Source organism: Cellulosimicrobium sp. CUA-896 (genome assembly GCF_001942335.1).
Taxonomy (GTDB): Bacteria; Actinomycetota; Actinomycetes; order Actinomycetales; family Cellulomonadaceae; genus Cellulosimicrobium.
Genome location: NZ_MKKH01000005.1, coordinates 49,596 through 71,312 on the forward strand (window position 1 = coordinate 49,596; position 21,717 = coordinate 71,312).

The 21,717-nt window shown below is 75.5% G+C and carries 17 protein-coding genes and 7 pseudogenes; 9 read left to right on the forward strand and 15 right to left on the reverse strand.

Going from position 1 to position 21,717, the window contains the following annotated elements; genetic code table 11:
* The first annotated feature begins 5 nt into the window (after window positions 1–5).
* Window positions 6–664: pseudogene (locus BJF88_RS02115) on the forward strand (SDR family oxidoreductase).
* A gap of 106 nt (window positions 665–770) precedes the next feature.
* Here the strand turns inward: BJF88_RS02115 and BJF88_RS20935 are convergent.
* The 7 genes and pseudogenes from BJF88_RS20935 to BJF88_RS02150 form a co-directional block, all read right to left on the reverse strand.
* Window positions 771–1,133, reverse strand: coding sequence for a hypothetical protein (locus tag BJF88_RS20935; RefSeq protein ID WP_075827578.1), 363 nt, complete (start codon window positions 1,131–1,133; stop codon window positions 771–773).
* A complete protein-coding gene (locus tag BJF88_RS02125) occupies window positions 1,076–2,554 on the reverse strand; it encodes a M28 family peptidase (RefSeq protein ID WP_255371676.1) in 1,479 nt (492 codons plus the stop codon). Before BJF88_RS02125 ends, BJF88_RS20935 begins: the two co-directional genes overlap by 58 nt.
* Window positions 2,555–2,773: 219 nt before the next feature.
* Window positions 2,774–3,298, reverse strand: coding sequence for a PT domain-containing protein (locus BJF88_RS18785; protein ID WP_139315867.1), 525 nt, complete (start codon window positions 3,296–3,298; stop codon window positions 2,774–2,776).
* 76 nt (window positions 3,299–3,374) lie between these two features.
* A complete protein-coding gene (locus tag BJF88_RS02135; protein ID WP_075827581.1) occupies window positions 3,375–4,649 on the reverse strand; it encodes an NAD(P)/FAD-dependent oxidoreductase in 1,275 nt (424 codons plus the stop codon).
* A 192-nt stretch (window positions 4,650–4,841) separates the two neighbouring features.
* Window positions 4,842–6,631: pseudogene (locus BJF88_RS02140) on the reverse strand (AMP-binding protein).
* A gap of 69 nt (window positions 6,632–6,700) precedes the next feature.
* Entirely contained in the window at window positions 6,701–6,973 is a 273-nt protein-coding gene (locus tag BJF88_RS02145) for a hypothetical protein (RefSeq protein WP_369824440.1), read from the reverse strand.
* On the reverse strand, window positions 6,970–7,587 hold the full coding sequence (locus tag BJF88_RS02150; protein ID WP_075827583.1) for a bifunctional 2-polyprenyl-6-hydroxyphenol methylase/3-demethylubiquinol 3-O-methyltransferase UbiG: 618 nt from the start codon (window positions 7,585–7,587) through the stop codon (window positions 6,970–6,972). The genes BJF88_RS02145 and BJF88_RS02150 overlap by 4 nt, the downstream gene beginning before the upstream one ends.
* Before the next feature lie 86 nt (window positions 7,588–7,673).
* Here BJF88_RS02150 and BJF88_RS02155 point away from each other — a divergent pair, with 86 nt between their 5' ends.
* Complete coding sequence (locus BJF88_RS02155) at window positions 7,674–8,399, forward strand: MOSC domain-containing protein (protein WP_075827584.1); 726 nt, start codon at window positions 7,674–7,676, stop codon at window positions 8,397–8,399.
* 66 nt (window positions 8,400–8,465) lie between these two features.
* Here the strand turns inward: BJF88_RS02155 and BJF88_RS02160 are convergent, their stop codons facing one another.
* From BJF88_RS02160 to BJF88_RS20945, 3 genes and pseudogenes are all read right to left on the reverse strand, one after another.
* Window positions 8,466–9,023: a PH domain-containing protein gene (locus BJF88_RS02160; protein WP_075827613.1), complete on the reverse strand. Its 558-nt coding sequence runs from the start codon at window positions 9,021–9,023 to the stop codon at window positions 8,466–8,468.
* Between the two features lie 96 nt (window positions 9,024–9,119).
* Window positions 9,120–9,488, reverse strand: coding sequence for a histidine phosphatase family protein (locus BJF88_RS22890; RefSeq protein WP_369824441.1), 369 nt, complete (start codon window positions 9,486–9,488; stop codon window positions 9,120–9,122).
* Window positions 9,458–9,829 (reverse strand): annotated as a pseudogene (locus BJF88_RS20945) (histidine phosphatase family protein); the annotation flags it as partial. The gene BJF88_RS22890 and the pseudogene BJF88_RS20945, both read right to left, overlap by 31 nt.
* 216 nt (window positions 9,830–10,045) lie before the next feature.
* On the opposite strand from BJF88_RS20945, the gene BJF88_RS02170 reads away from it, so the two are divergent.
* From BJF88_RS02170 to BJF88_RS02180, 3 genes and pseudogenes are all read left to right on the forward strand, one after another.
* The gene (locus BJF88_RS02170; protein ID WP_083648791.1) at window positions 10,046–10,726 is read left to right on the forward strand and encodes a DinB family protein; all 681 of its coding nucleotides are present in this window, start codon (window positions 10,046–10,048) and stop codon (window positions 10,724–10,726) included.
* Window positions 10,727–10,733: 7 nt separating this feature from the next.
* Window positions 10,734–11,431, forward strand: a pseudogene (locus BJF88_RS02175) (DsbA family protein).
* Window positions 11,432–11,568: 137 nt separating this feature from the next.
* Entirely contained in the window at window positions 11,569–11,763 is a 195-nt protein-coding gene (locus BJF88_RS02180; RefSeq protein ID WP_075827585.1) for a hypothetical protein, read from the forward strand.
* A gap of 80 nt (window positions 11,764–11,843) precedes the next feature.
* On the opposite strand, the gene BJF88_RS02185 is transcribed toward BJF88_RS02180, so the two are convergent.
* Together BJF88_RS02185 and BJF88_RS02190 are read right to left on the reverse strand one after the other, a co-directional pair.
* Complete coding sequence (locus BJF88_RS02185) at window positions 11,844–12,866, reverse strand: DNA-3-methyladenine glycosylase (RefSeq protein WP_255371678.1); 1,023 nt, start codon at window positions 12,864–12,866, stop codon at window positions 11,844–11,846.
* Between the two features lie 162 nt (window positions 12,867–13,028).
* Entirely contained in the window at window positions 13,029–13,604 is a 576-nt protein-coding gene (locus BJF88_RS02190) for a ribonuclease H (RefSeq protein ID WP_075827586.1), read from the reverse strand.
* A 247-nt stretch (window positions 13,605–13,851) separates the two neighbouring features.
* Here BJF88_RS02190 and BJF88_RS02195 point away from each other — a divergent pair, with 247 nt between their 5' ends.
* A complete protein-coding gene (locus BJF88_RS02195; RefSeq protein ID WP_075827587.1) occupies window positions 13,852–14,583 on the forward strand; it encodes a DedA family protein in 732 nt (243 codons plus the stop codon).
* 107 nt (window positions 14,584–14,690) lie between these two features.
* Here the strand turns inward: BJF88_RS02195 and BJF88_RS02200 are convergent.
* Window positions 14,691–15,061: pseudogene (locus BJF88_RS02200) on the reverse strand (FKBP-type peptidyl-prolyl cis-trans isomerase).
* 561 nt (window positions 15,062–15,622) lie between these two features.
* On the opposite strand from BJF88_RS02200, the gene BJF88_RS22895 reads away from it, so the two are divergent.
* The 3 genes from BJF88_RS22895 (at window position 15,623) to BJF88_RS02215 (ending at window position 19,496) form a co-directional block, all read left to right on the forward strand.
* On the forward strand, window positions 15,623–16,360 hold the full coding sequence (locus BJF88_RS22895; RefSeq protein ID WP_369824443.1) for a VIT1/CCC1 transporter family protein: 738 nt from the start codon (window positions 15,623–15,625) through the stop codon (window positions 16,358–16,360).
* Window positions 16,361–16,462: 102 nt separating this feature from the next.
* Window positions 16,463–17,722, forward strand: a complete 1,260-nt coding sequence (locus BJF88_RS19400; RefSeq protein WP_075827588.1) for a hypothetical protein — start codon at window positions 16,463–16,465, stop codon at window positions 17,720–17,722.
* A gap of 82 nt (window positions 17,723–17,804) precedes the next feature.
* Window positions 17,805–19,496, forward strand: coding sequence for a hypothetical protein (locus tag BJF88_RS02215; protein ID WP_158068866.1), 1,692 nt, complete (start codon window positions 17,805–17,807; stop codon window positions 19,494–19,496).
* A 136-nt stretch (window positions 19,497–19,632) separates the two neighbouring features.
* Here BJF88_RS02215 and BJF88_RS02220 read toward each other — a convergent pair.
* Together BJF88_RS02220 and BJF88_RS02225 are read right to left on the reverse strand one after the other, a co-directional pair.
* Window positions 19,633–21,014 (reverse strand): annotated as a pseudogene (locus BJF88_RS02220) (GntP family permease).
* A 65-nt stretch (window positions 21,015–21,079) separates the two neighbouring features.
* Window positions 21,080–21,612 (reverse strand): annotated as a pseudogene (locus BJF88_RS02225) (gluconokinase); the annotation flags it as partial.
* Window positions 21,613–21,717 lie beyond the last annotated feature (105 nt).

A 21,717-nucleotide genomic window follows, 5' to 3' on the forward strand; every position in this document is an offset into this window, starting at 1 on the left:
ACCCCATGAAGGTCGCCGTCATCGGAGCGCACGGGAAGGTCGCGCGCCTGCTCCTGCCCGTCCTCGTCGACCGGGACGTCGAGGTGCGCGGCCTCGTCCGCAAGGACGAGCAGGAGCCGTTCGTCCGCGAGGTCGGCGGCGAGCCCGTGCTGCTCGACGTCGAGCACGCGTCGACCGAGGAGATCACCGAGGCGCTGCGGGGCGCCGACGCGTCGTGTGGGCGGCCGGCGCGGGCGGCGGGAACCCGGACCGCACCTACGCCGTCGACCGCGACGCCGCGATCCGCTCGATGGACGCCGCCCGGGCGGCGGGCGTGGACCGGTACGTCATGGTGTCGTGGATCGGGTCGGTGCCCGACCACGGGATCCCCGAGGACGCCGCATTCTTCCCGTACGCCGACGCCAAGCTCGCCGCCGACGACCACCTGCGCGCCACCGACCTGGCGTGGACGATCCTCGGCCCGGGCACCCTGACCGACGACGACCCGACCGGCGCGATCACCGTGCTCGGCGAGCAGGACGACATGCCCACGGGGGAGGCGTCGCGCGTGTCGCGGGCCGACGTCGCGATGGTCGCGGCCGAGGTGCTGCGCACGCCGGGCACCGCCGGGCGGTTCCTGCGCTTCACCGCCGGGGACACCCCGGTCCTCGACGCGCTGCGCTGAGCGGGACGCACCGTCCGCGCACCGTCCGCGCGCGGCGCGCCGGCGCACCGCGCGCGGACGGCGGCCGGGCCCGCACGGGTGCCCGGCCGCCGTCGTGCGCGACGCGTCAGCCGCAGGCGATGCCCTCGTACGGCACCTCGTACGCGTGGTACCGCGGGTCGCCGTCGTTCCAGGTGTAGCCCCGCACCGTCACGGTGCCCGCCTCGATCGACGCCGCGCGCGACGAGAACGACTGGTAGGCGGCGCGGCCCGGCGTGACGCCCGCGAACTTCTGCTCGCCGAACGGCGTGATGATCCGGACGTCGGTCCGGACCGTCTCGTCGTTCGTCGCCCGCACCGCGACGTAGGCCGTGCCCCCGAGGCAGCGCGCCTGCGCCGTGAGGTCGGCGAGCTCGGGGTTGGCCACGCCGTTCACGGCGAGCGTGTCGTCCGCGAGGGACGCGACCGCGTGCCCGATCGCGCGCGACATGATGTCGAGCGCCGTCGGGTCGACGTTGTCGATCGTGTCCTGCGGCGAGTGGTAGTTCGGGTCGTAGTAGATGCCCTCCGTGCCCCCGAAGAGCGCGACCTCCTCCGCGGTCTTCGAGCCGTCCGCCCCCGTGAACAGGCCGGACGCGGGACGCCGTTCTCGATGAACGCCTGGTAGTCCGAGCGCCCCGAGAACTCCGTGTCGACCCACGGCTGGCCGATCTGGTCGAAGTAGTCGGTGAAGACGTCCTCGGTCTCGGGCGAGCCGGGCGGGACCTCGACCGGCGCCTCGTACGTCGACTCGTCCGCGTCGTAGACGCCGATGATGTAGTTCGGCGAGCCGACCATGTCGAAGTTCAGGTACGTGGCGATGTCCTCGAGCGCCTCCGGGTCGTTCGCGACGAGGTCGTCGACGTAGTGCGTCGAGCCGACCAGCCCGACCTCCTCGGCACCCCACCACGCGAAGCGCACCGCGTTGTCGGGCCAGCCGTCGTCCTCGGCGGCGGCGGCGAGCTGCACGGCGACCTCCAGGATCGCCATCGACCCCGAGCCGTTGTCGTTGATGCCCGGTCCGTCCTCGACGCTGTCGAGGTGCGCGCCGGCCATGACGAGGTTGTTCTCGCGGCCGCCCGGCGTCTGCGCGAGGACGTTGAACGTCTCGAACTCCTCGACGTGCGACTGGTAGTCGTACGTCGCCTCGGGGAACGCGCCGGCCTCGAGCGCGGCGAGGATCTCCTGTCCGGCGGCCTGCGAGATGCCGACGGTGGGCACCCACGCGTCGTTCTCCGCACCGAGCGTCGGGTTCAGCGGCTCGTCGACGTTGTTGTACAGGATCACCGCTGCGGCGCCCGCGTCGGCCGCCACCTGCACCTTCTGCGCGAAGGCGCACGACCCGCGGCTGACGAGGGCGACGGCCCCGGTCACGACGACGCCGCTCCAGTCCTCGGCGAGGCAGCCGTGGCGCAGCTCGTCCACGGGCTGCACGAGCGGGCCGGTGGCGCCCTCGTCCGGCGTCGCCGGGGAGAACGCGGCGGGGTACAGCGGGCCGGGCACCTCGACGCCGGCCGCGGTGAGCGAGAGGTCGTCCACGACGACGTCCTCGAACGTGAAGTACTGGCGCTCCGGGTCGTACCCGGCGTCGGTGAGCACCTGCTCGACGTACGCGGCGCTCGCCTCGTACCCCGGGGTCTCGAGAGCGCGGTTGCCGCCGTTCGCGTCGGCGATCGCCTGGAGCTCGGTCAGGCGGTCCAGGACCGCGTCGCCGGTGACGAGGTCCTCCAGGGGCAGGGGGTCGGCGGCGGCGCGGACGGCACCGGGGGCGGTGCCGACCGGGCCGGGGGCGGCGCTCACGGGCGCGGCGGTCATCACGGCGAGCACGAGGCTCGCGGCGGCTGCAGACGGGACGAACGTTCCTGGTCTCACGCATCCTCCTCGGCAGTGGCCCCCGCCGGCCGTCCCCGGTCGTGCCGAGGGTCGACCGAGTCGCACACGAGACGCGACGCTGCGAGGACTCGTGTGCTTGGAGCGTAAGCGCTGGAGGGCGCCGAGAGAAGGGGCCGCGGTGACGGGGAGCTCACCGGGCACGCGCCGTCAACGGCGGCGCGGGATCAGCGGCAGTGCTGGATCAACGGCAGTGCTCGATCAACGGCACTGCCGGGCGTTCGGCGCCGCCGCGAGCACGACCGGGGTCGACGCGCGGGCGAAGTCGCCCGCAGCCGGTTCGTGCGAGCACACCGTCCAGCCGTTCGCGGCGCCGCGCACCTCGCCGCCGCGCCGCGCGTCGACGACGGTCACCGTCTGCGCGCCCTCGCGCTCGAGCGCCCGCCGGGCCTGCTTGAGCGAGGTCTCGACGAGGTGCGGCATCGAGTAGCCGGGCTCGATCGTGACGCTCACCTCGACGCCGTCGGACGACCCGGGCTCGCCGGGCCCGGCGGTCGGCCCGTCGGTGGGGCCGGGCGTGGGCTCGTCGGTGGGCTCGTCGGTGGGGTCCTCGGTCGGATCCGTCGTCGGCCCGCCGGTGGGGTCATCCGTCGGCCCGCCGGTGCCCGGGTCCGTCGGGCTCGCCGTCGGACCGCCCGGCCCACCGGGGAACCCGGGCGCCTTGCACGCCCCGAGGAGGGCGACGGCGACGACCACCATCATCACGACCGCGCCCCTGCGCGCCACGACCCGCATGCTGCCCCCTGCCTGCGGCGTCACCCCCTGCGACGCCCCTGCCCGTACGAGGATACGGGACCTCTCGTCAAGCGGACCCGCCGGTGCCGGGTGATCTCGTCGCGCCCCGGCGCTTCGGGGGGCGGACCGTCGGCACGTCCCCGACGATCGGGATGGGCCGGCGGTGGAACGGGAAGCCGTACCGCGTGACGAGCCCGGCGAGCGTCGTGAGGCGGTTGCGCGGCCCGATGAGCCCCATGATGTGGACGAACAGCCAGGCCAGCCACGCGACGCCGCGCGTGAGCCGGATCTTGCCCACGACCTCGGCGATCGCCGCCCGCCGGCCGATGACGGCCATCGTGCCCTTGTCGAAGTAGTGCAGCGGCTCGGTGGGACGGCCGTCGACGAGCGCGCGGATGTTGCGCGCCACCTGCTTGCCGGACTGGATCGCGGGCTGCGCGAGCTGGGGGAGCCCGGCGGGGGAGATCGCGATGTCCCCCGCGGCGAACATCCCGGGAAGGCCCTCGACCTGGAGATCGTCGCCGACGACCACCCGTCCCCCGGTCCCGCGCGGCAGGCCCCAGTCGTCGACCTCCTCGTGCGGGTGCACGCCCGCGGACCAGACCGTGAGGTCGGAGCGGATGCGGGTGCCGTCGGTGAGGACGACCGCGTCGGGCAGGACCTCGGCGACGCCGGCCCCGAGGTGCAGCCCGACGTGGCGGTGTCGCAGCTCGTCGGCGGCGTACTTCCGCAGCTTCGGGTGGAACGCCTTGAGCACCTCGGCGCCGCGCTGGACGATCTTGACCTCGAACGCGTCGCCGTGGATCTCCGGGTACGCCGGCCGCAGCCCCGCGGTGCGCAGCTCGGCCAGGGCCCCGGCGACCTCGACGCCGGTCGCGCCGCCGCCCACGACGACGACCCGCAGCCCGTCGTCCGTGCCCGGCGTCGCCGCCGCCTTCTCGAGACGGATGAACAGCGTGTCGCGGATCCGCATCGCCTGGGACCGCGAGTACATGGGGAAGGAGTGCTCCTTCGCGCCGGGCGTGCCGAAGAAGTTCGTCGTCACGCCGTTGGCGAGCACGAGGTAGTCGTAGTCGACCCACTCGTCGTTGAGCAGGCGGATCCGGTGGTTGTCGTGGTCGACGCCGACGAGGTGCTCGTGCACGACCCGCACGTTCTTCTGCTTGAGGCGCAGGCCCCGCAGGAAATACGTCACGTCGCCGGGGTTCAGGCCCCCCGTCGCGACCTGGTACAGCAGCGGCTGGAACGTGTTGTAGACGCGGCGGTCGACGAGCGTCACGCGCACCGGCGCGGAGGCGAGCTCCTTGACGACCTCGAGCCCGGCGAACCCGGCGCCGACCACGACGACGTGGGCAGGTCGGTCGGGGCTTTCGGCGGCACGGGCGACTCCTCGGTCGGGCGGGGGACGGGTGGCAGGTCCGACGACGTCCGCTCGCCGACGGCGGGGACGTCGCCGGCGACGTCCGCCAGGTTACGGCGGCGGCGAGGACCGGGCGAACGGGCGCGCCCGTCCGCCGGCCGGCCGGAGGCGGGCTCAGCCGCCGTGGTGCTCGACGTCGTCGCGGCCGACGAGGTCGTCGCGCACGACGCGGCGCAGGACCTTGCCGATCTGCGAGCGCGGCAGCTCGGGCACGACGGCGAGCGCGCGCGGCAGCGCGTACCGCGCGAGGCGGCGCTCGCCCCACGCGCGGACCGCGGCGAGGTCGACGCGCGGGGGCGCGGGGGCGTCGTCGGGCTCGTCGAGGACGACGACGGCGGCGACGCGCTCGTCCGACCCGGAGCCGGGAAGGCCGACGACCGCCACGTCCCGCACGCCCGGCATCTGCCGCAGGTGGTCCTCGACCTGCGAGGGGTACACCTTGAACCCGCCCGTGACGATCATCTCCTTGATGCGGTCGACGAGCGTGACGAGTCCCGCGTCCGGCCCCTCGACGGGGACGCGCACGACGTCGCCCGTGCGCAGCCAGCCGTCGTCGAGGAGCTGGTGCGCCGTCTCCTCCGGGCGCCCCCAGTACTCCTGGAACACCTGCGGCCCCCGCACCAGGAGCTCGCCGCGCACGGTGCCGTCGTCGGCCGGCTCGGCGTCGCGGACCTCCCCGGCGTCGAGCGCGTCCGGGTCGACGACGCGGACGTCCGTGCCCGGGAACGGCAGCCCCAGCGTGCCGGGCCGGCGGTCGTCGGAGACCGGGTTGCCGAGCGCGATCGGCGACGTCTCCGTCATGCCGTACCCCTCGATGAGCAGCCCGCCCGTGGCGTCCTCCCACCGGCGCGCCGTCTCGGCGGTGATCGGCATCGCGCCCGCGAAGGCGAGCCGGATCGAGGACAGGTCCCCGTCCCTCCCGGTCCCGCGCTCCTCGGCGGCGTCGACCACGCGGTCGAACATCGGCGCGACGCCCGGCAGGAACGTCGCCGGGCGGCGCGCCTGCGCGGCGACGACGGCCTGCGGGTCGAACCTCGGGAAGGCGACGAGGGTCGCGCCGATGCGCGCCGGCAGGGTGAGGCAGAACGTCAGCCCGAACGCGTGGAAGAACGGCAGCACGCCGTACACGGTCTCGCGCCCTCGGCGAAGGCGGCCCACGCCTGGCCCTGGACGACGTTGGCGACGAGGTTGCGGTGCGTGAGCACCGCGCCCTTGGGCGTGCCGGTGGTACCGCCCGTGTACTGGATCAGGGCGACGTCGTCGGCGGTCGGCCGCGCGACGGCCGGGGGCAGCCGGCGCGCCCGGCGCACGAGGTCGTGCCAGTCGGGGACGTCCGCCGGGACGGGCCCCCGCAGCGCCTCGCGCTGGGCGCGCGCCCGCGCGACGGGCAGGTGCAGCGCGAGGCGCGACGTCCGGGGCAGGTCGCGCGCGATGTCGACCGCGACGACGGTGCGCAGCGCCGGCGCGCCGCCGTCGGGACCGCGCGCGGCGAGGACGGCGGGGACGGCCTTGGTCCACACGAGCGCGACGCTCGCGCCGGAGTCCGCGAGCTGGTGCGCGAGCTCGTCGGCGGAGTAGGTGGGGTTGTGCTCGACGACGACGGCGCCCAGGCGGAGCACGGCGTAGAACGCCACGACGTGCGCGGTGCCGTTCGGCAGCACGACCGCGACGCGGTCGCTGCGGCGCACGCCGAGGTCGTGCAGGGCGCCGGCGGCGCGCTCGACCTCCGCGACGAGGTGGGCGTAGGTGGTCGTCGCCCCGAAGAAGTCGACGGCGACGCGCTCGGGCCACCGCCCGGCGGCCGCGGTGAGGGCCGCGGTGACCGGCTCGTCGGGGATCTCCACGTCGGCCGGGACGCCCGGCGCGTAGCGGGCGACCCAGGGTCTCGAGGCGAGCGTGCTCACGACGCCACCGTAACCTACGGTTGCGTAGGTTTCATGCCCGCGGGGTGACGGTCGGGCGAGGTGCGGCCGTCAGGCCGGGTACCAGCGCGCGCCCCAGCGCCGGGTGACCCGGCGGTCCGACGTCGCGGCGTGGCCCCGCACGCCGTCCTCCACCGCGCGCGCCACGACGTGCGCGGCCACGTCGTCGTCGGCGAGGAACCGGACGGTGATCCGCGCCTGCCCGCGGACCACGCCGACGTCGTACGCCTCGACGGTCGTCAGCGCCCGCGCCGCGTCGGCGGCTCCGGGCAGGACCGCCTCGGGGTCGGCGCCCGGGTGCAGCACGCCGACCGCGAGGCTCACGCGGTAGGACGGCACAGCACGGCGACGAGGAAGTCGGACGTCGGGTCCCAGGGGCGCAGGTCCCACGTCGCGAGGGCGAGGTCGACACGCAGCCCGGCGGTGGCGACGTCGCCGAAGAACGCGTCCGCCGGGTAGCCGCGCCCGGCGCCGAAGCCCACGACCGCGCGTCCGCCCGGCGCGAGGTGCGCCGCGAACCGCCGCAGCACCTCGACCTCCGTCCCCGGCGCGAGGAACGTCATGACGTTGCCCGCGCACACGATCGCGTCGAACGGCTCCGCGACCCCCTCGGCGGGCAGGTCGAGCTCTGCGAGGTCCCCGACGCGCCAGTCCGGTCCGGGGTGGTCGGCGCGCGCCGCCTCGACCAGCACCGGGTCGACGTCGACGCCGACGACCGTGTGCCCGCGCGCCGCGAGCTCCGCACCGACGCGGCCCGGGCCGCAGCCCGCGTCGAGCACGCGCGCGCGCCGGGGGAGCACGGCGTCGACGAACCGCGCCTCGCCCGCGAGGTCGGCCCCCTCGGCGGCCATGCGGCGGAAGCGCTCGACGTACCAGGCCGAGTGCGAGGGGTCGGCGGCGACCTTCTGCTCCCAGCGGGAGGGACGGGCGGAGCTCATGGTCCCCGAGGCTACCCGCGACGATCCCGTGCTCGACGGTGGGTGAACCCGTGTTCGTGAGGCCCGCGGGCTGCAACAATCCGAGGATGAGCACGACCGCGTCCGCCCCCGTGACCGATCTCGCGTCGTCCGCCCCGACCGGAGAGGTGCTCGCCGTCTGCCGCGTGCACGCGCTGCTGCCCGACGCCGGGCCGGTCGGCGTCACCGCGATCGACAAGCGCCCCGTCGAGGGCCCGGTGCGGGTGCGCCGCCTCGGGCTCCACGCGGACCTCCAGGCCGACCGCGCCAACCACGGCGGCGAGGACCAGGCCGTGTACGCCTACGGGCAGGACGACGCCGACTGGTGGTCCGAGCAGCTCGGCCGCGTCGTCGAGCCGGGGCTGTTCGGCGAGAACCTGCGCGTGCGCGGCATCCCCGTCACGGCCGCGGTGGTGGGGGAGCGATGGGCGGTCGGCACCGCGCTGCTCGAGGTGACGCAGCCCCGGACGCCGTGCTCGACGTTCGCGCGGCGGCTCGGCGAGGACGGCTGGGTCCGGCGCTTCGCCGCCGCGAACCGGACAGGCGCGTACCTGCGCGTGCTGACGCCGGGCGAGCTGCGGGCGGGCGACGCGGTCGCCGTCTGCTACCGCCCCGAGCACGGCGTCACGCTCGCGGACTGGTTCGCCGCGTGGACGACGCGCGGTGCCGAGCCGGAGCGCGCGGCGGGCGTCGCGCGGCGGCTGCTCGAGGCCCACCTCGGCGGCGACGTCACCCTCTCCGCCGAGATGCTGGGACGGGCCGAGACGGCGGCGGGGCAGCGGATCGCGGACTGAGCCCGGGGTGCGGGCCGCGGTCGCGCGACGCTCGTCGTGGCCGACGACGCGCGCCGGCCCGTCCGCTCAGCGCCCGGAGCGGGGGATGCGCGGGGCGCGCGGACCGCGCGGCGGCTCGGTGGGCGGCCACTCGCCGTCGTCGGAGCCGTCGTCCGCGCTGAACAGCAGGTCTTGGAGCCGCACCTGCACGGCCTCGACGTCGGGGACGTCGTGCAGCGCGAGCCCGGGCTTGTCGGTCGCGTCCGAGATGACGAGCGTGCCGCAGCCGAAGAGCCGGTCGACCGGCCCCTTCTCGGAGTTGACGTCGTTGATGCGGTACAGCGGGATGTCGCGGCCGGTCCGGGTGACGATGCCGGAACGCACGGCGATGCGCTTGGTCGTCACCGTGTACTCGGTGGTGCGCCAGCGCAGCCACGGGACGAGCACCCACACGACGGCCGCGACGAGCGCGAGCCCGGCGACCACCCAGACCACGACGTCGCTCGGCGCGAGCAGCGTCGTGACGACCACCGCCGCGACGAGCACCACGAGGAGCACGAGCGGCCAGAACAGCGCCTTCGCGTGCTCCTTGAGCTCCATGACGACGTGCTCGCCCTCGGTGAGGTGCTTCTCGCTGAGTCCCATGCGGAGCATGGTGCCAGCGCGACCGCCCGCGCGGGAGTCCCCGGGACGGGCGGGCGGGCCGGACGGGGCGAGCCGGCCTTGCCCGCGGACCGCACGTCAGCCGGTCGCGGGCAGGTTCCAGCCCTCGACCGTGCGCAGCCCGTGCCCGTACCCGAGCATGCAGATCGTCGCGGTGCTCAGCTCGAGGCGCGCGCCGAGCCCGGGGTCCACCCCGAGCCACACCGTCGCGAGCACGCGCAGCAGGTGGCCGTGCGCGAAGAGGACGACGTCCTGCCCGTCGCGCAGCGTGGGCTCCACGCGGGCCAGCACGCGCGCGCAGCGGGCGGCGACGTCGTCGAGCTCCTCGCCGCGGTGCCCGTCCGGGCCGGCGAGCACGTTGACGCGTCGCGGAACACGAGCCAGTCGCGCCCGAGCTCCGCGGAGATCTCGCGCGTGGTGCGGCCCTCGACGGGCCCGTAGTCCCACTCGACGAGGTCGTCGTCCGTGGGGGCGTGGGGGAAGCCGGCGAGCTCGGCGGTGCGCCGGGCCCGCTGCCGCGGGCTGGAGAGCACGACGGCGGGTCGCCGCCCGCGCTCGTCGGCCCACCGCTGGAGCCACGCGCCGGCCGCGACCGCCTGCTGCTCGCCGGCGACGGTGAGGGCGATGTCGCTGCGCCCGGTGTGCTTGCCGGTCGCGCTCCACTCGGTCTCCCCGTGCCGGACGAGCACGAGCTGGGGGTCGGGGGCGTCGTCGGACGACTGGACGGATGCCTGCTCCGGTGCGCTCATGCGCCGTCCTTCCTGCTCGGAGGGGTACCCCCGCAGCATCGCGCGCACCGACGCCGCGCGCGCGGCGGGCGGCTCAGCCGGCGACGCCGTCGAGCCCCGTGGAGGCCAGGAACACGACGAGCGCGACGAGCAGCACGACGGCGAACCCGGTCGCGACGAGCAGGACGGTGCGGGGGCGGACGCGCACGAGGTCTCCGGTCGGTCGGTGTGGGTGGGGCCTCCTAGTGTCACCCACGACGGACGAGGAGGCCCACCATGGCGGACGCCCCGCAGGACGCGACGGCGCACGGTGCGCAGCAGGAGGCGGTACCGGTCTACGGCAGCCCCGACTTCGACTGGTCGGTCCTGGCGGTCCCGACACCGCTCGCCGTCGTCCGCGGGCAGCTCGGCTTCTCGTGGCTCGAGCTCGCGGGCCGGCTCGCGACGCTCACGCAGGCGGAGCTCGAGTGGGAGCCCGCGCCGGGTGCGCTGCGGGTCGTGCGCCGCGGCGAGGAGCGCACGCCGCGCACCCTCGGACCGGGCGCCTGGGTGATGGAGTGGCCGGCCGGGCCGGACTCGCCGCAGCCCCGCACGATCGCCTGGCTGGTCGCGCACCTCACCGAGGTGTTCGCGGAGCGCTGGGAGTGGACCTTCGGGGCCCACGAGCGGCGGCGCGACGACGTGCCGTTCTCGGGCGAGGTCGAGCCCGCCGTCGCGGGGCTGCGCGACGCCGTCGAGCGATGGCGTGCCGACGTGGACGCCCTGCCCGAGAGCGAGGTGTTCACCGTCGGGCTCAGCCAGACGACGGAGATCGACGCGCGGTCGCCGTTCGCGCACCTCGTCGCCCACCTCAACCGCGAGCTGATCCACCACGGCGCGGAGATCCTCGTGCTCCAGGACCTGCACCGCGCGGCGCACCCTCAGGGACGGGAATCGGCGACGTCGCCGGCCGGTTGACCCGTCCATGACGGACTCCCTGCCCCTGCCTCCCGATCCCGCGCCCTCGGTCGTGCGCGTCGACGTCTGGTCGGACGTCGCGTGCCCGTGGTGCTTCGTGGGCAAGCGACGTCTCGAGACCGCGCTGGAGCGGCTCGCCGAGCGCGGCTTCGCCCCGCGCGTGGAGATCGAGTACCACTCGTTCGAGCTCGCCCCCGACACCCCGGTCGACTTCGAGGGCAGCGAGGTGGACTTCCTCGCCGGGCACAAGGGCATGCCGCGCGCGCAGGTGGAGCAGATGCTCGCGCAGATGACGCAGCTCGCGGCGGCCGAGGGGCTGGCGTACGACTTCGACGCGCTGCGGCACACGAAGACGCTGACCGCGCACGAGCTGCTGCACCACGCGAAGGCGCACGGCCGCCAGCTCGAGATGAAGGAGCGCCTGCTCAAGGCGTACTTCGAGGAGGGGCGGCACGTGGGGCGCGTGGACGTCCTCGCCGACCTCGCGGCCGAGGTCGGCCTCGACCGCGAGGAGGTCGTCGCCGCGCTCGAGGACCACGCTACGCGGGCGCGGTCCAGGCCGACATCGACCAGGCGCGCGCGTACGGGATCACGGGGGTGCCGTTCTTCGTCGTCGACGGCCGCTACGGCGTGTCCGGAGCGCAGGACCCGGCGGTGTTCGTCCGGGTGCTCGAGGACGCCGCGCGGGACGCGGCGGCCGCCTGAGGCCCACCTCACACCCCGGTCGGCTGGCCGGGTGGCGCGGTCTCGCTCAGACTGAATCACCCGCACCCCGGGTGAGGCCGCACCGACGCCGGCCCCGCCCGCTCCCGGTGCCCGTGAACCCCACGAGGAGGATCACCATGACCGACTCCACGGCGACCCACCAGCCCGCCGCAGGTCTCTACCACTCGATCGCGAACCCGCGCCGCACCACGCTGCTGGGTCGCTCGGCCGCCGAGGCGGCCGCGCCGCAGCGCGCGGACCACGGCTTCACCATGGTCGGTGCGGACGACGCGGGCGTGTGCGTCGACGGGTCCTGCGCGCTCCCGGACTGACGTCCCCGCCCGGCCGGGTCGGCCGGTGACTCCCGCGGGCCGGCGCCGTGCCCGCACGGCTCGCCGGGCCCGCAGGCCTGTCAGTGGCGGCGGTGGTCCTGGATCGACAGCCGCGGGCCGCGAGCCGGCGGTCGTGCGCGCCCGGAGATCTCCAGGAGGCGCACGACGCGGTAGCGGTGCGGCGCGTAGGGCGCGAGGAGCTCGAGCATGCGCTCGTCGTCCACGCGCTCCCCGGTGAGCGCCCAGCCGACCGCCTTGGCCAGGTGGAAGTCGCCCACCGAGACGGCATCCGCGTCGCCGAGGGCGCGCTGTGCGACCTCCGCCGCGGTCCACACGCCGACGCCCGGCACGAGCTGCAGACGCTCGTGCGCGGCGGCCGCCCCGTGTGCGTCGACGAGCGCCGGGCACTCCTCGAGCCGGCGTGCCGCGCGCGCGGCCGCGACGACGGCGCGCGCCCGGGCGGGGTCGACCCCGGCCCGGTGCCAGTCCCACGAGGGGACGCGCGCCCACGTCGCGGCGTCGGGCACCACGAGCATCCCGGCCTCGCCCGCCGGCCCCGGCGCGGGCTCGCCGTAGCGGCGCAGCAGCCAGCCCCACGACCGCCAGGCCGCGACCGACTGCACGCGCTGCTCGAGGATCGCGGGCACGAGCGCCTCGAGGACGCGGCCCGTGCGGGGGACGCGCAGCCCCGGCGCGCGCCGGTGCGCGTCGCGCAGGGGCGCGGGCGGGACGAAGCCGTCGGCGTCGTCGTGCTCGCCGAGCAGGTGGGGCAGGCCCTCGAGCGCTTCCTCGGCCCCCGGACCCCACGCGTGCACGACGACGTCGCGCGGCCCGGTCTGCACGAGCCGGCACGTCGCGGGACCGGTCGGGAGGCGCGTCGTCCGCCAGACCTCCCCGGGGGCCGGCCGGCGGAACGTCGGGTCGTACGGGCCGCGCGCGAGCCGGTCGAGGGTGAGTCGCACGTCGAGCGGGCGGTCCGACGCGAGGCGCCGGGTCCGTGGTCCTCGGGCGTCGGCCACGGGGCCGTCCACCGGATCCGGGCGGGAACGGTCGTCGGCCCCGTGCTCGGCGGGCGGCAGGCCCGTGCTCGGCAGGACGGTCACCCGTCCATGGTCGCACCCCACGGTTCGGACCCCGGACCGTCGAGCACGAGGGGCGTCGCGGTCGAGCACGTCATCGGTGTCGTTCTCGGCCGGATGACGTCACCAACGTCGTGGTCGGCGGGCGCGGTGATCGGTCGAAGCGCTGATCGGGCGGAGCGGTGATCAGTCGAAGAGGGTGTCCATGTCCCACGCGCGCTCGGCAGGGGCGGGGCGGGACGACGCGGGGACGGCGGCCGACGGCGAGCGGCCGGCGGGCGCCGTCGGGTCGCCGAGCTCGGGGACGAGCGTGCCGTCGAGGTCGCCGCGGCCCGCGGCCCAGTCCTGCGCGGCCGCGCCGGCGAGCTGGTCGGCGCGCTCGTTGAACGGGTCGCCCACGTGACCGCGGACCCACCGGAACCGCACCGGGCCGGCGCGCTCGGTGATGGCACGGTCGATCGCCTGGACGAGCTCGAGGTTCTTCACCGGCTGCCCGCCGGCGGTCCGCCAGCCCTTGCGCTTCCACGCCACGACCCACTCGGACGCGCACTTGATGGCGTACTGCGAGTCGGACTCGATGAGCAGGGGGTCCGCGCCGGGGTGGGCACGCACCGCCTGGAGGAGGGCGGTCAGCTCGGCGACCTGGTTGGTGCCGCTCGCGGCGCCGCCCGAGTCGAACGACCCGTCGTGGTTGATCCACGCCCATCCGATGGCCCCGCCCGGGTTGCTCAGGCAGGAGCCGTCGGTGCTGACAGTGATCACTGCGCTCCTCGATCCCCTGTGCTTCTCGATCACGGACCCCACCGCCGCGCGAGGCGGACGGGTGCGTCGGCGGCCATTCTCCCCCGCCGACCGGTGTGCCCGGCGCACGGTCCCGCGCACCGGCGTGGCCTTCACCCGTCCCTTCACCCTGGGCGCTCGGCCGCGGCGCGGGACCCGGGGAACATCAGGGACGAACCGGGGGGATACCCCATGGTGGCCGTCGCCGCCGACCGGCAGCCTGGACGGCATGGTCGAACCGGTCGTGGCGCTCTGGGCGCAGCTCGAGGCGTGGGTGCTGGCGCTCGTCGACTCCGCGTGGGCGGTGCCGACGCTGCTCGCGACGACCGCGCTCGACGGGTTCTTCCCTCCGGTGCCGGGGGAGACCGTCGTCGTGTCGCTCGCGGTGGCCGCGCAGTCGGGCGCGGGCCTCCCGTGGTGGGTCGTGGTCCCCCTCGCGGCGCTCGGCGCGTGGTGCGGGGACCAGCTCGCGTACGCGGTGGGGCGCGCCGTCGGGACGGACCGCGTGCGCGCCCTGCGCGGGCCCCGTGGCCGTCGCGCGGTGGCGTGGGCACGGACCGCCCTCGCGCGGCGCGGGGCCTCGGTCGTGCTGGGCGCGCGGTTCGTGCCCGTCGGTCGCACCGCGGTCAACGTCACGGCCGGCGCGGTCGGGTTCCCCCGCCGCCGGTTCATGACGCTGTCGGCCGTGGCGTCGACCGCCTGGGCCGCCTGGACCGTCGCGGTGGGGACGCTCGCGGCGCGGTGGCTCGGCGACCAGCCGCTGCTCGCCGTGGCTGTCGGTGTCGTCGTCGGAACCGTCGTGGGGGTCGTCGCCGACCGGGTGCGCGCGGTCCGTGCCGGGCGGCGTGATGCCGCCGCCGCTCCGGGTCTCGCCGCCGTCGTCGACGCCGGTACGACCCGGTCCGACGCCGACGGGCACCCGGACCCGCAGCTCGCCGCCGCCGCCCCCGCCGCGCGCTGACCGGGGCCGACCGGGGTCCGGTCAGCGCACGGCGGGGCCCCGGTCGGCCTCGGTCAGCCCCGGTCAACCACGTCAGATTCGGCTGGCCGAGGTCGGGCTCGGGTCGGTCAGGACACGCCGAGCAGGTCGATGACGAAGATCAGCGTCTTGCCGGACAGGCGGTGGCCGGCGCGGCCGGGCCGTAGGCGAGGTCCGGCGGGACGACGAGCTTGCGGCGCCCGCCGACCTTCATGCCGGGGATGCCCTGCTGCCAGCCGGCGATGAGGCTGCGCAGCGGGAAGTTGATCGACTGCCCGCGGTTCCAGGACGCGTCGAACTCCTCGCCCGTCTCGTACTCGACGCCGAGGTAGTGCACGTCGACGGTCGAGCCGGCGGTGGCCTCGGGCCCCTCGCCGACGACGACGTCCTCGACGACGAGCTCGGTGGGGGCGGGGCCCTCGGGCGCGTCGACCTCGGGGCGTTCAGGCTGTGTGGTCATGCCGTCGATCCAACCACGGGGTGCCGGCGGCGGCAGCCGGGCGTCGAGGACCGCCGGGCGGCCGCGCCGCCGGACGCGGACCGCCGCGCGGAGGGGTTCGGTGAGGCGAAACACCGGCGGGCCGAAGATCGCCATCATGGTGGGCATGCCCACCCCTGACGAGACCGGTCCCGGCGCGCCCGGCGGTGGCGCTCACGAGCCCGCCCGCGCGACCCGCCCCGGGGACGAGCCCGGGCGCCGGCGCAGCGCCCGCGACGTGCGGAGGTGGCGCCGCTACCTCGCCGACGAGCGCGCCGAGGCCGCCGTGTACCGCGATCTGGCGAGCCGGCGCAGCGGGGAGGAGCGCGAGATCCTGCTGGCGCTCGCGGACGCGAGGGTCGTCACGAGCAGCACTGGCTCGACCTCCTGGGTGACGACGTCGGGCGACCGCTGCCCGGCGACTGGCGCACACGTACCCTCGGCCGGCTCGCGCGGCGCTTCGGCGGTGTCTTCGTGCTCGCGCTCGCGCAGCGCGCCGAGTCGCGGTCGTCGTACGGGAGCGACGCGGACGCCACGGCGAGCATGGCCGCGGACGAGCGGATCCACGAGGAGGTCGTGCGCGGCCTCGCGACGCGAGGCCGCAACCGCCTGTCCGGGACGTTCCGCGCCGCCGTCTTCGGGGCGAACGACGGACTCGTGTCCAACCTCGCGCTGATCCTCGGCATCGGTGCGTCCGGCGCGTCGTCGTCGACCGTGCTGCTGTCCGGGCTCGCCGGGCTCCTCGCGGGGGCGCTGTCGATGGGCGCGGGGGAGTACGTCTCGGTGCGGTCGCAGCGCGAGCTGCTCGACGCGTCGACGCCCAGCCCGCAGGCGTCGGCCGCGCTGCCCGATCTCGACGTGGACGCGAACGAGCTCGCCCTCGTGTACCGGGCGCGGGGCATGTCGTCCGGCGACGCGGACGCCCACGCGCGCGACGTCCTCGCGACCTACACCGCGCAGACGGTGATCGCCCCGGGGCCGTCCGGCGACGAGCACGAGACGCACGGCACGGCGGTCGGCGCGGCCGTCTCGTCGTTCCTGTTCTTCGCGTCCGGGGCTCTCATCCCGGTGCTGCCGTACCTGCTGGGGATGACCGGGCTCGCGGCCGTCGTGCTGGCCACCGGCCTCGTCACCGTGGCGCTGCTCGTGACGGGCGCCACCGTGGGTCTGCTGTCCGGGACGTCGCCGGTCACGCGTGCGCTGCGCCAGGTCGCGATCGGCCTCGGCGCGGCCGCGGCGACCTACCTCCTGGGACTCGTCTTCGGAGCGACCGTCGGGTGAGACACGCCGTTCGGCTGGTGTGACCTGCATCTCTGTGGTTAACGTGTCGGCACGGTCGGCGTCGATCCGGCCGCGGCAGGCGATCCGGCTCAGGGGGCGGTCATGCACGGCACGCAGGAGGCGCAGGGCGCGCGCACGCGCGCCCGCCGCTGGCTCCTGCGGGGGCTGACGGCCGCCGGTGCGGTCGGCCTCGGGACCGGCCTCGCGATCGCGACGGCCGGCGGCGCCGCTGCCGCCGAGAACGATCCGCTCGGCCTCGGCGCAGTCCTCGACCCGGTGACCTCGACGGTCGAGGGCGTCGTGGACCCCGTGGTGGACGACGTCGTGAAGCCGGTCCTCGACCCCGTGGTCGAGAAGGTCGTCGAGCCCGTGGTCGAGCCGGTCGTGCGCGACGTCGTCGAGCCCGTCACCGAACCCGTGGCTCCCGTGGTCGAGACCGTGGTGGAGCCGGTGGCTCCCGTGGTGGAGAGCGTGACCGAGCCGGTGGCTCCGGTCGTGGAGACGGTGGTCGAGCCGGTGGCTCCGGTCGTGGAGACCGTGGTCGAGCCGGTAGCTCCGGTCGTGGAGAGCGTGACCGAGCCCGTCGCCCCCGCCCTGGAGCCGGTGGTCGACGCGGTCGCACCGGTGACCACCCCCGTCGCGGACGGCGTGCTGCCGAGCCTGACGCCCGTCCTCGAGGCGCTCGCTCCGGTGCTCGACCCGATCGTCGGCGCCACGTCGCCGCTCGCGCCCGTCACGACGCCGGTGCTCGACCTGCTGACGCCCGTCACCGACGTGCTCGCGCCGATCACCGACCCGGTCCTGGAGCCCGTGCTCGACCCGCTCGCGCCGGTCGACCCGCTTGCCCCCGTCCTGCCGCCGCACGGCGGCGACGGTCCCGGCGACGGCCAGGACGGCGCAGGCCCGGACGGCGCCGGTCCGGACGAGAGCTCCGACGGGTCGTGGACGGGCACCTCGCGGACGCCCTCCGGCCCTGAGACCGCGCGCCCCGGCGTCACCGTCGGCGTACCAGCGCCCGCGTCGCCGAGCAGCGCCACCGCGGCCGTCCCCGCCGACCGCCGCGCCGACGTGCAGCGCGCGCCGCTCTCGTCGGTCCTCGTACCGGCACCGGCCACCATGGCGCAGCCCGGCGCCGCGACCGCCACGGGCGGGGTCGGCGCCGTCGGCGGTGCCGCCGCGGCGACGGGCACGGGCGCGACTCCGTCCGGCTCCACGTCGCACCGCACGGCGGGCGGCGGCACGGACGCCGCGATCGCCGCCGACGCTCTCCTGATCTCTCTCCGTGCCTGGGCCGTCGTCGCGGACGACGCGCGGTCCGACCACCCGACCACCTTCTTCGAGGTCCCCGTCTCTCCTGCCTGAGGCAGCCCGGCCGTGCCTGCGCGCACGGCACGCGGCCCGGCGCTGACGCGCCATCACCCTCAGACCAGGAAAGAGAACGATGATGCATACCTTCCTTCGGCGTGCGCTGCGTACAGCGCTCGTCACGGGCGGCCTCGTGGTCGTCGGGGCCGGAGCGGCCCACGCAGCCGAGGGCGACCTCCTCGGCGACCTCGGACTCGACGTCTCGGGCGACGCTCAGCTGAGCGAGGTCACCGACGTCCTGCCCGACATCTCGGTGGACGTGCCCGTGCACGTGCCCGTCACCGTGTCCGACGTGGCGGTCGGCGCCCTCGGCGACGCGACCGTCGAGCACGCTCCGGCACCCGCCCCGGCTCCGGCGCCGGAACCCGCCCCCGCGGAGCACCAGCCGTCACAGCCGGCGGCGTCGCCGTCCGGGATCGACGTGGACGTGCCGGTGAACGTCCCGGTGGACGTCTCCGGCGTCGCGGCCGGCGTCCTCGGCGACGCGACCGTCACCCGGCCGGCTGCGGAGCCTGCGGCACCGCAGCCCGCTCCCGAGCCGGCGCCGGCAGAGCCCGCGGGCTCGTCCGACGGGATCGACGTCGACGTGCCGGTGACCGTGCCGGTGGACGTGTCGGACGTCGCGGTGGGTCTCCTGGGCGACGCCGTCGTCTCGGGCGGCGAGGGTCAGGAGCCGGCTGCTCCGGCGGACGGTGACCAGACCGACGGTGACTCGACCGACGGTGACCAGGCCGACGGTGACTCGACCGATGGTGACCACGCCGGTGACCGGACGGACGGGATCGACGTGGACGTGCCGGTGACCGTGCCGGTGGACGTGTCGGACGTTGCGGTGGGTCTCCTGGGCGATGCCGTCGTCTCGGGCGGCGAGGGTCAGGAGCCGGCTGCTCCGGCGGACGGTGACTCGACCGACGGTGACTCGACCGACGGTGACCAGACCGACGGTGACTCGACCGATGGTGACCACGCCGGTGACCGGACGGACGGGATCGACGTGGACGTGCCGGTGACCGTGCCGGTGGACGTGTCGGACGTCGCGGTCGGCGTGATCGGTGACGCGGTCGTCGGCTCGGACTCGGGCTCGGGCTCGGGCTCGGCGGACGGCTCCGACGACGGCCTGCTCGACGGTCTCCTCGGTGACGACGGGCTGGTGGAGGACGTGCTCGGCGGCGACCTCCTCGGTGGGGACGGCGCGGGCACCGACGGTCTCCTGGACGGCGTCCTGGGCGACGACGGGCTGGTGGACGACGTGCTCGGCGACGGTCTCCTGGGTGACGACGGCCTGGGGACCGACGGCCTCCTCGACGGCGTGCTCGGCGAGGACGGTCTCCTCGGTGAGGACGGTCTCCTCGGTGACGACGGTCTGCTCGGCGGACTGCCGGACCTCGACGTGAACCTTCCGATCACCGTCCCGGTCGACGTCTCCTGCATCGGCGTGGGCGTCCTGGGCGACGCCGCGGCGGAGTGCCCGACGGCCGCCGACCCGACGGACCCGACGGATCCCACGGACCCGACGGACCCCGGCGTGACGGTCGTCCGGGTGTCCCACCCGGTGGGTGCGACGGCGTCGGCGGACGGCTCGGGCACGTGGACGGCGGCCTCCGGGCCGTCTGCGATGGCCATGACGGGTGCCGGGGGTGACCTCGGCCTGCTCGTGATGGCGGGCGTGCTCGTGGCGCTGGGCCTGGCGCTGCGCGGCCTGCGTCGTCGCCCGCGTCTCGCGGACCCCGACGCGTACACGCCGGTCTTCACGGACCGCAGCCGGGTCTGACCCGGGAGCACCGGGGCCGGCGGTCGCAGGGGCGTCGCCGGCCCCGGACGCGGGACGGCGCCGCGCAGCACGTGCGCGGCGCCGTCCGCTCCTGCCTGCGCGGTGCGGCCGGCACGAGCCGGCCGCACCGCGCGGGTCAGGCGACCGCGAAGACCAGCCCCGCGATCGCGAACCCCATGACGCCGATGGCGGTCTCCATGACCGTCCACGTGCGCAGCGTCGTCTTGACGTCCATGTCGAAGAACCGGCCCACGAGCCAGAAACCGGAGTCGTTCACGTGACTCAGCACCACCGAGCCGGCCGCCACCGCCACGACGATCGCGGCGAGCTCGACCGGGTTGAAGGACCCGGCTTCCACGGCGGGGGCGATGAGCCCGGCAGCGTCGTGAGCGCGACGGTCGCCGACCCCTGCGCGACGCGCAGGATCGCCGCGATGAGGAAGCCGGCGACGATCACCGGCAGGCCGACGTCCGAGAGGGCGTCGGCGAGCGCGTCGCCGATCCCCGTCGCGCGGAGCACACCGCCGAACATGCCGCCCGCGCCCGTGATGAGGATGACCGAGGCCACGGGACCGAGGGCGGAGTCGAGCGTCTTCTCCAGGGCGGTCCCGCTCGTGCCGCGTCGCCGGCCGAGCACCCAGGCCGCGACGAGGACGGTGATGAGCAGCGCGATCGGGGTCGCGCCGACGGCACGCAGGGCCTGCACTGCCGGGTTGTCGCGATCCACCGCGCCCGCGGCACCGAGCGCGTCGAGGCCCGTGTTGGCGAAGATCAGCACGAGCGGCAGCAGGAGGATGAGGACGACCGTGCTGAACGACGGCGGGTTCTGGGCCTGGTCCTCGTCGGCCTCGCCCAGGATCGACGGGATGGGGAGGTTGATGCGCCGCCCGACGTAGCGGGCGAACAGGTAGCTGGTCACGTACCAGGTCGGGACGGCGACGACGAGGCCGAGCAGGATGACGATGCCGATGTTCGCGCCGAGGAACTCGGTCGCGGCGACCGGACCGGGGTGCGGGGGCACGTAGATGTGCATGACCGAGAACGCGCCCGCCACCGGGAGGCCGTAGAGCAGCAGGGACCCGCCGAGGCGTCGCCCGACCGAGAAGACGATGGGCAGCATGACCACGAGGCCCGCGTCGAAGAAGATCGGGAAGCCGAAGATGAGGGACGCGAGGCCGAGGGCGAACGGCGCGCGCTTCTCCCCGAACTTGTCGATGAGGTAGTCGGCCATCACCCGTGCGCCGCCGCTCGTCTCGACGAGACGGCCGAGCATCGCCCCGAGCGCGACGAGCAGCGCGACCGTCGCGAGCGTCGAGCCGAAGCTGGCGGTGAGCACCTCCACGATCGAGCCGGTGGGGATGCCCGCGGCGAGCGCGGTGAGCAGGCTGACGAGGATCAGCGCGAGGAAGGCGTGGAGCTTGAGCTTGATGATGAGCACGAGCAGCAGGGCGATGGCCCCGGCGGCGATCGCGAGCAGCGGCCCGGCGGTGAGCGTCTGGGTCCAGTCCTCAGGGGGCATGGGGGTCTCCGTCGACGGTGGGATGGGGGTCGGCGCGAGGGCTCAGCGGGTGCCCTGGCGTCGGTGCGCGCGAGGATCTCGTCCGCGAGGTCCTGCGGTGACGCGGCGACGTCGAGCGTCATGCCGCGCTCGTCGTCGGCGAGCGGCTCGAGCGTGGCGAGCTGGGACGGCAGGAGCGACGTCGGCATGAAGTGACCGCTGCGGTGCTGCATGCGCTCGGCGAGCAGCTCGGGCGATCCCGACAGGTGCACGAAGCACACCTCGCCGCGGGCGCGCGCAGCAGGTCGCGGTAGCTGCGCTTGAGCGCGGAGCAGGTCACGACGCCGGACCGGCCGGCCTCGGCCTCGGACGTCAGCCAGTCGCGGATCGCCTCGAGCCAGGGCCAGCGGTCCTCGTCGGTGAGGGCGGTGCCCGCGGTCATCTTGTCGATGTTCGCCTGCGGGTGGAACTGGTCCGCCTCGGCGTACGTGATGCCGAGGCGGTCGGCGAGGAGCGTCGCGACCGTCGTCTTGCCGGAGCCCGCGACCCCCATGACGACGACGTGCTCGACGGAGTCCGCCGCGCTCGCGCTGGTGTCCCTGCCGGTGTCGCTGTCCATGGGTTCTCCCGTCGGTCGAGGGTCCGCCGACGGGGGTTCCCGACGCCGGTGTCGTGGCGCGGTCGTCGCGCCGTGGTTCAGGATGGCCCATTGATAGCACCATTG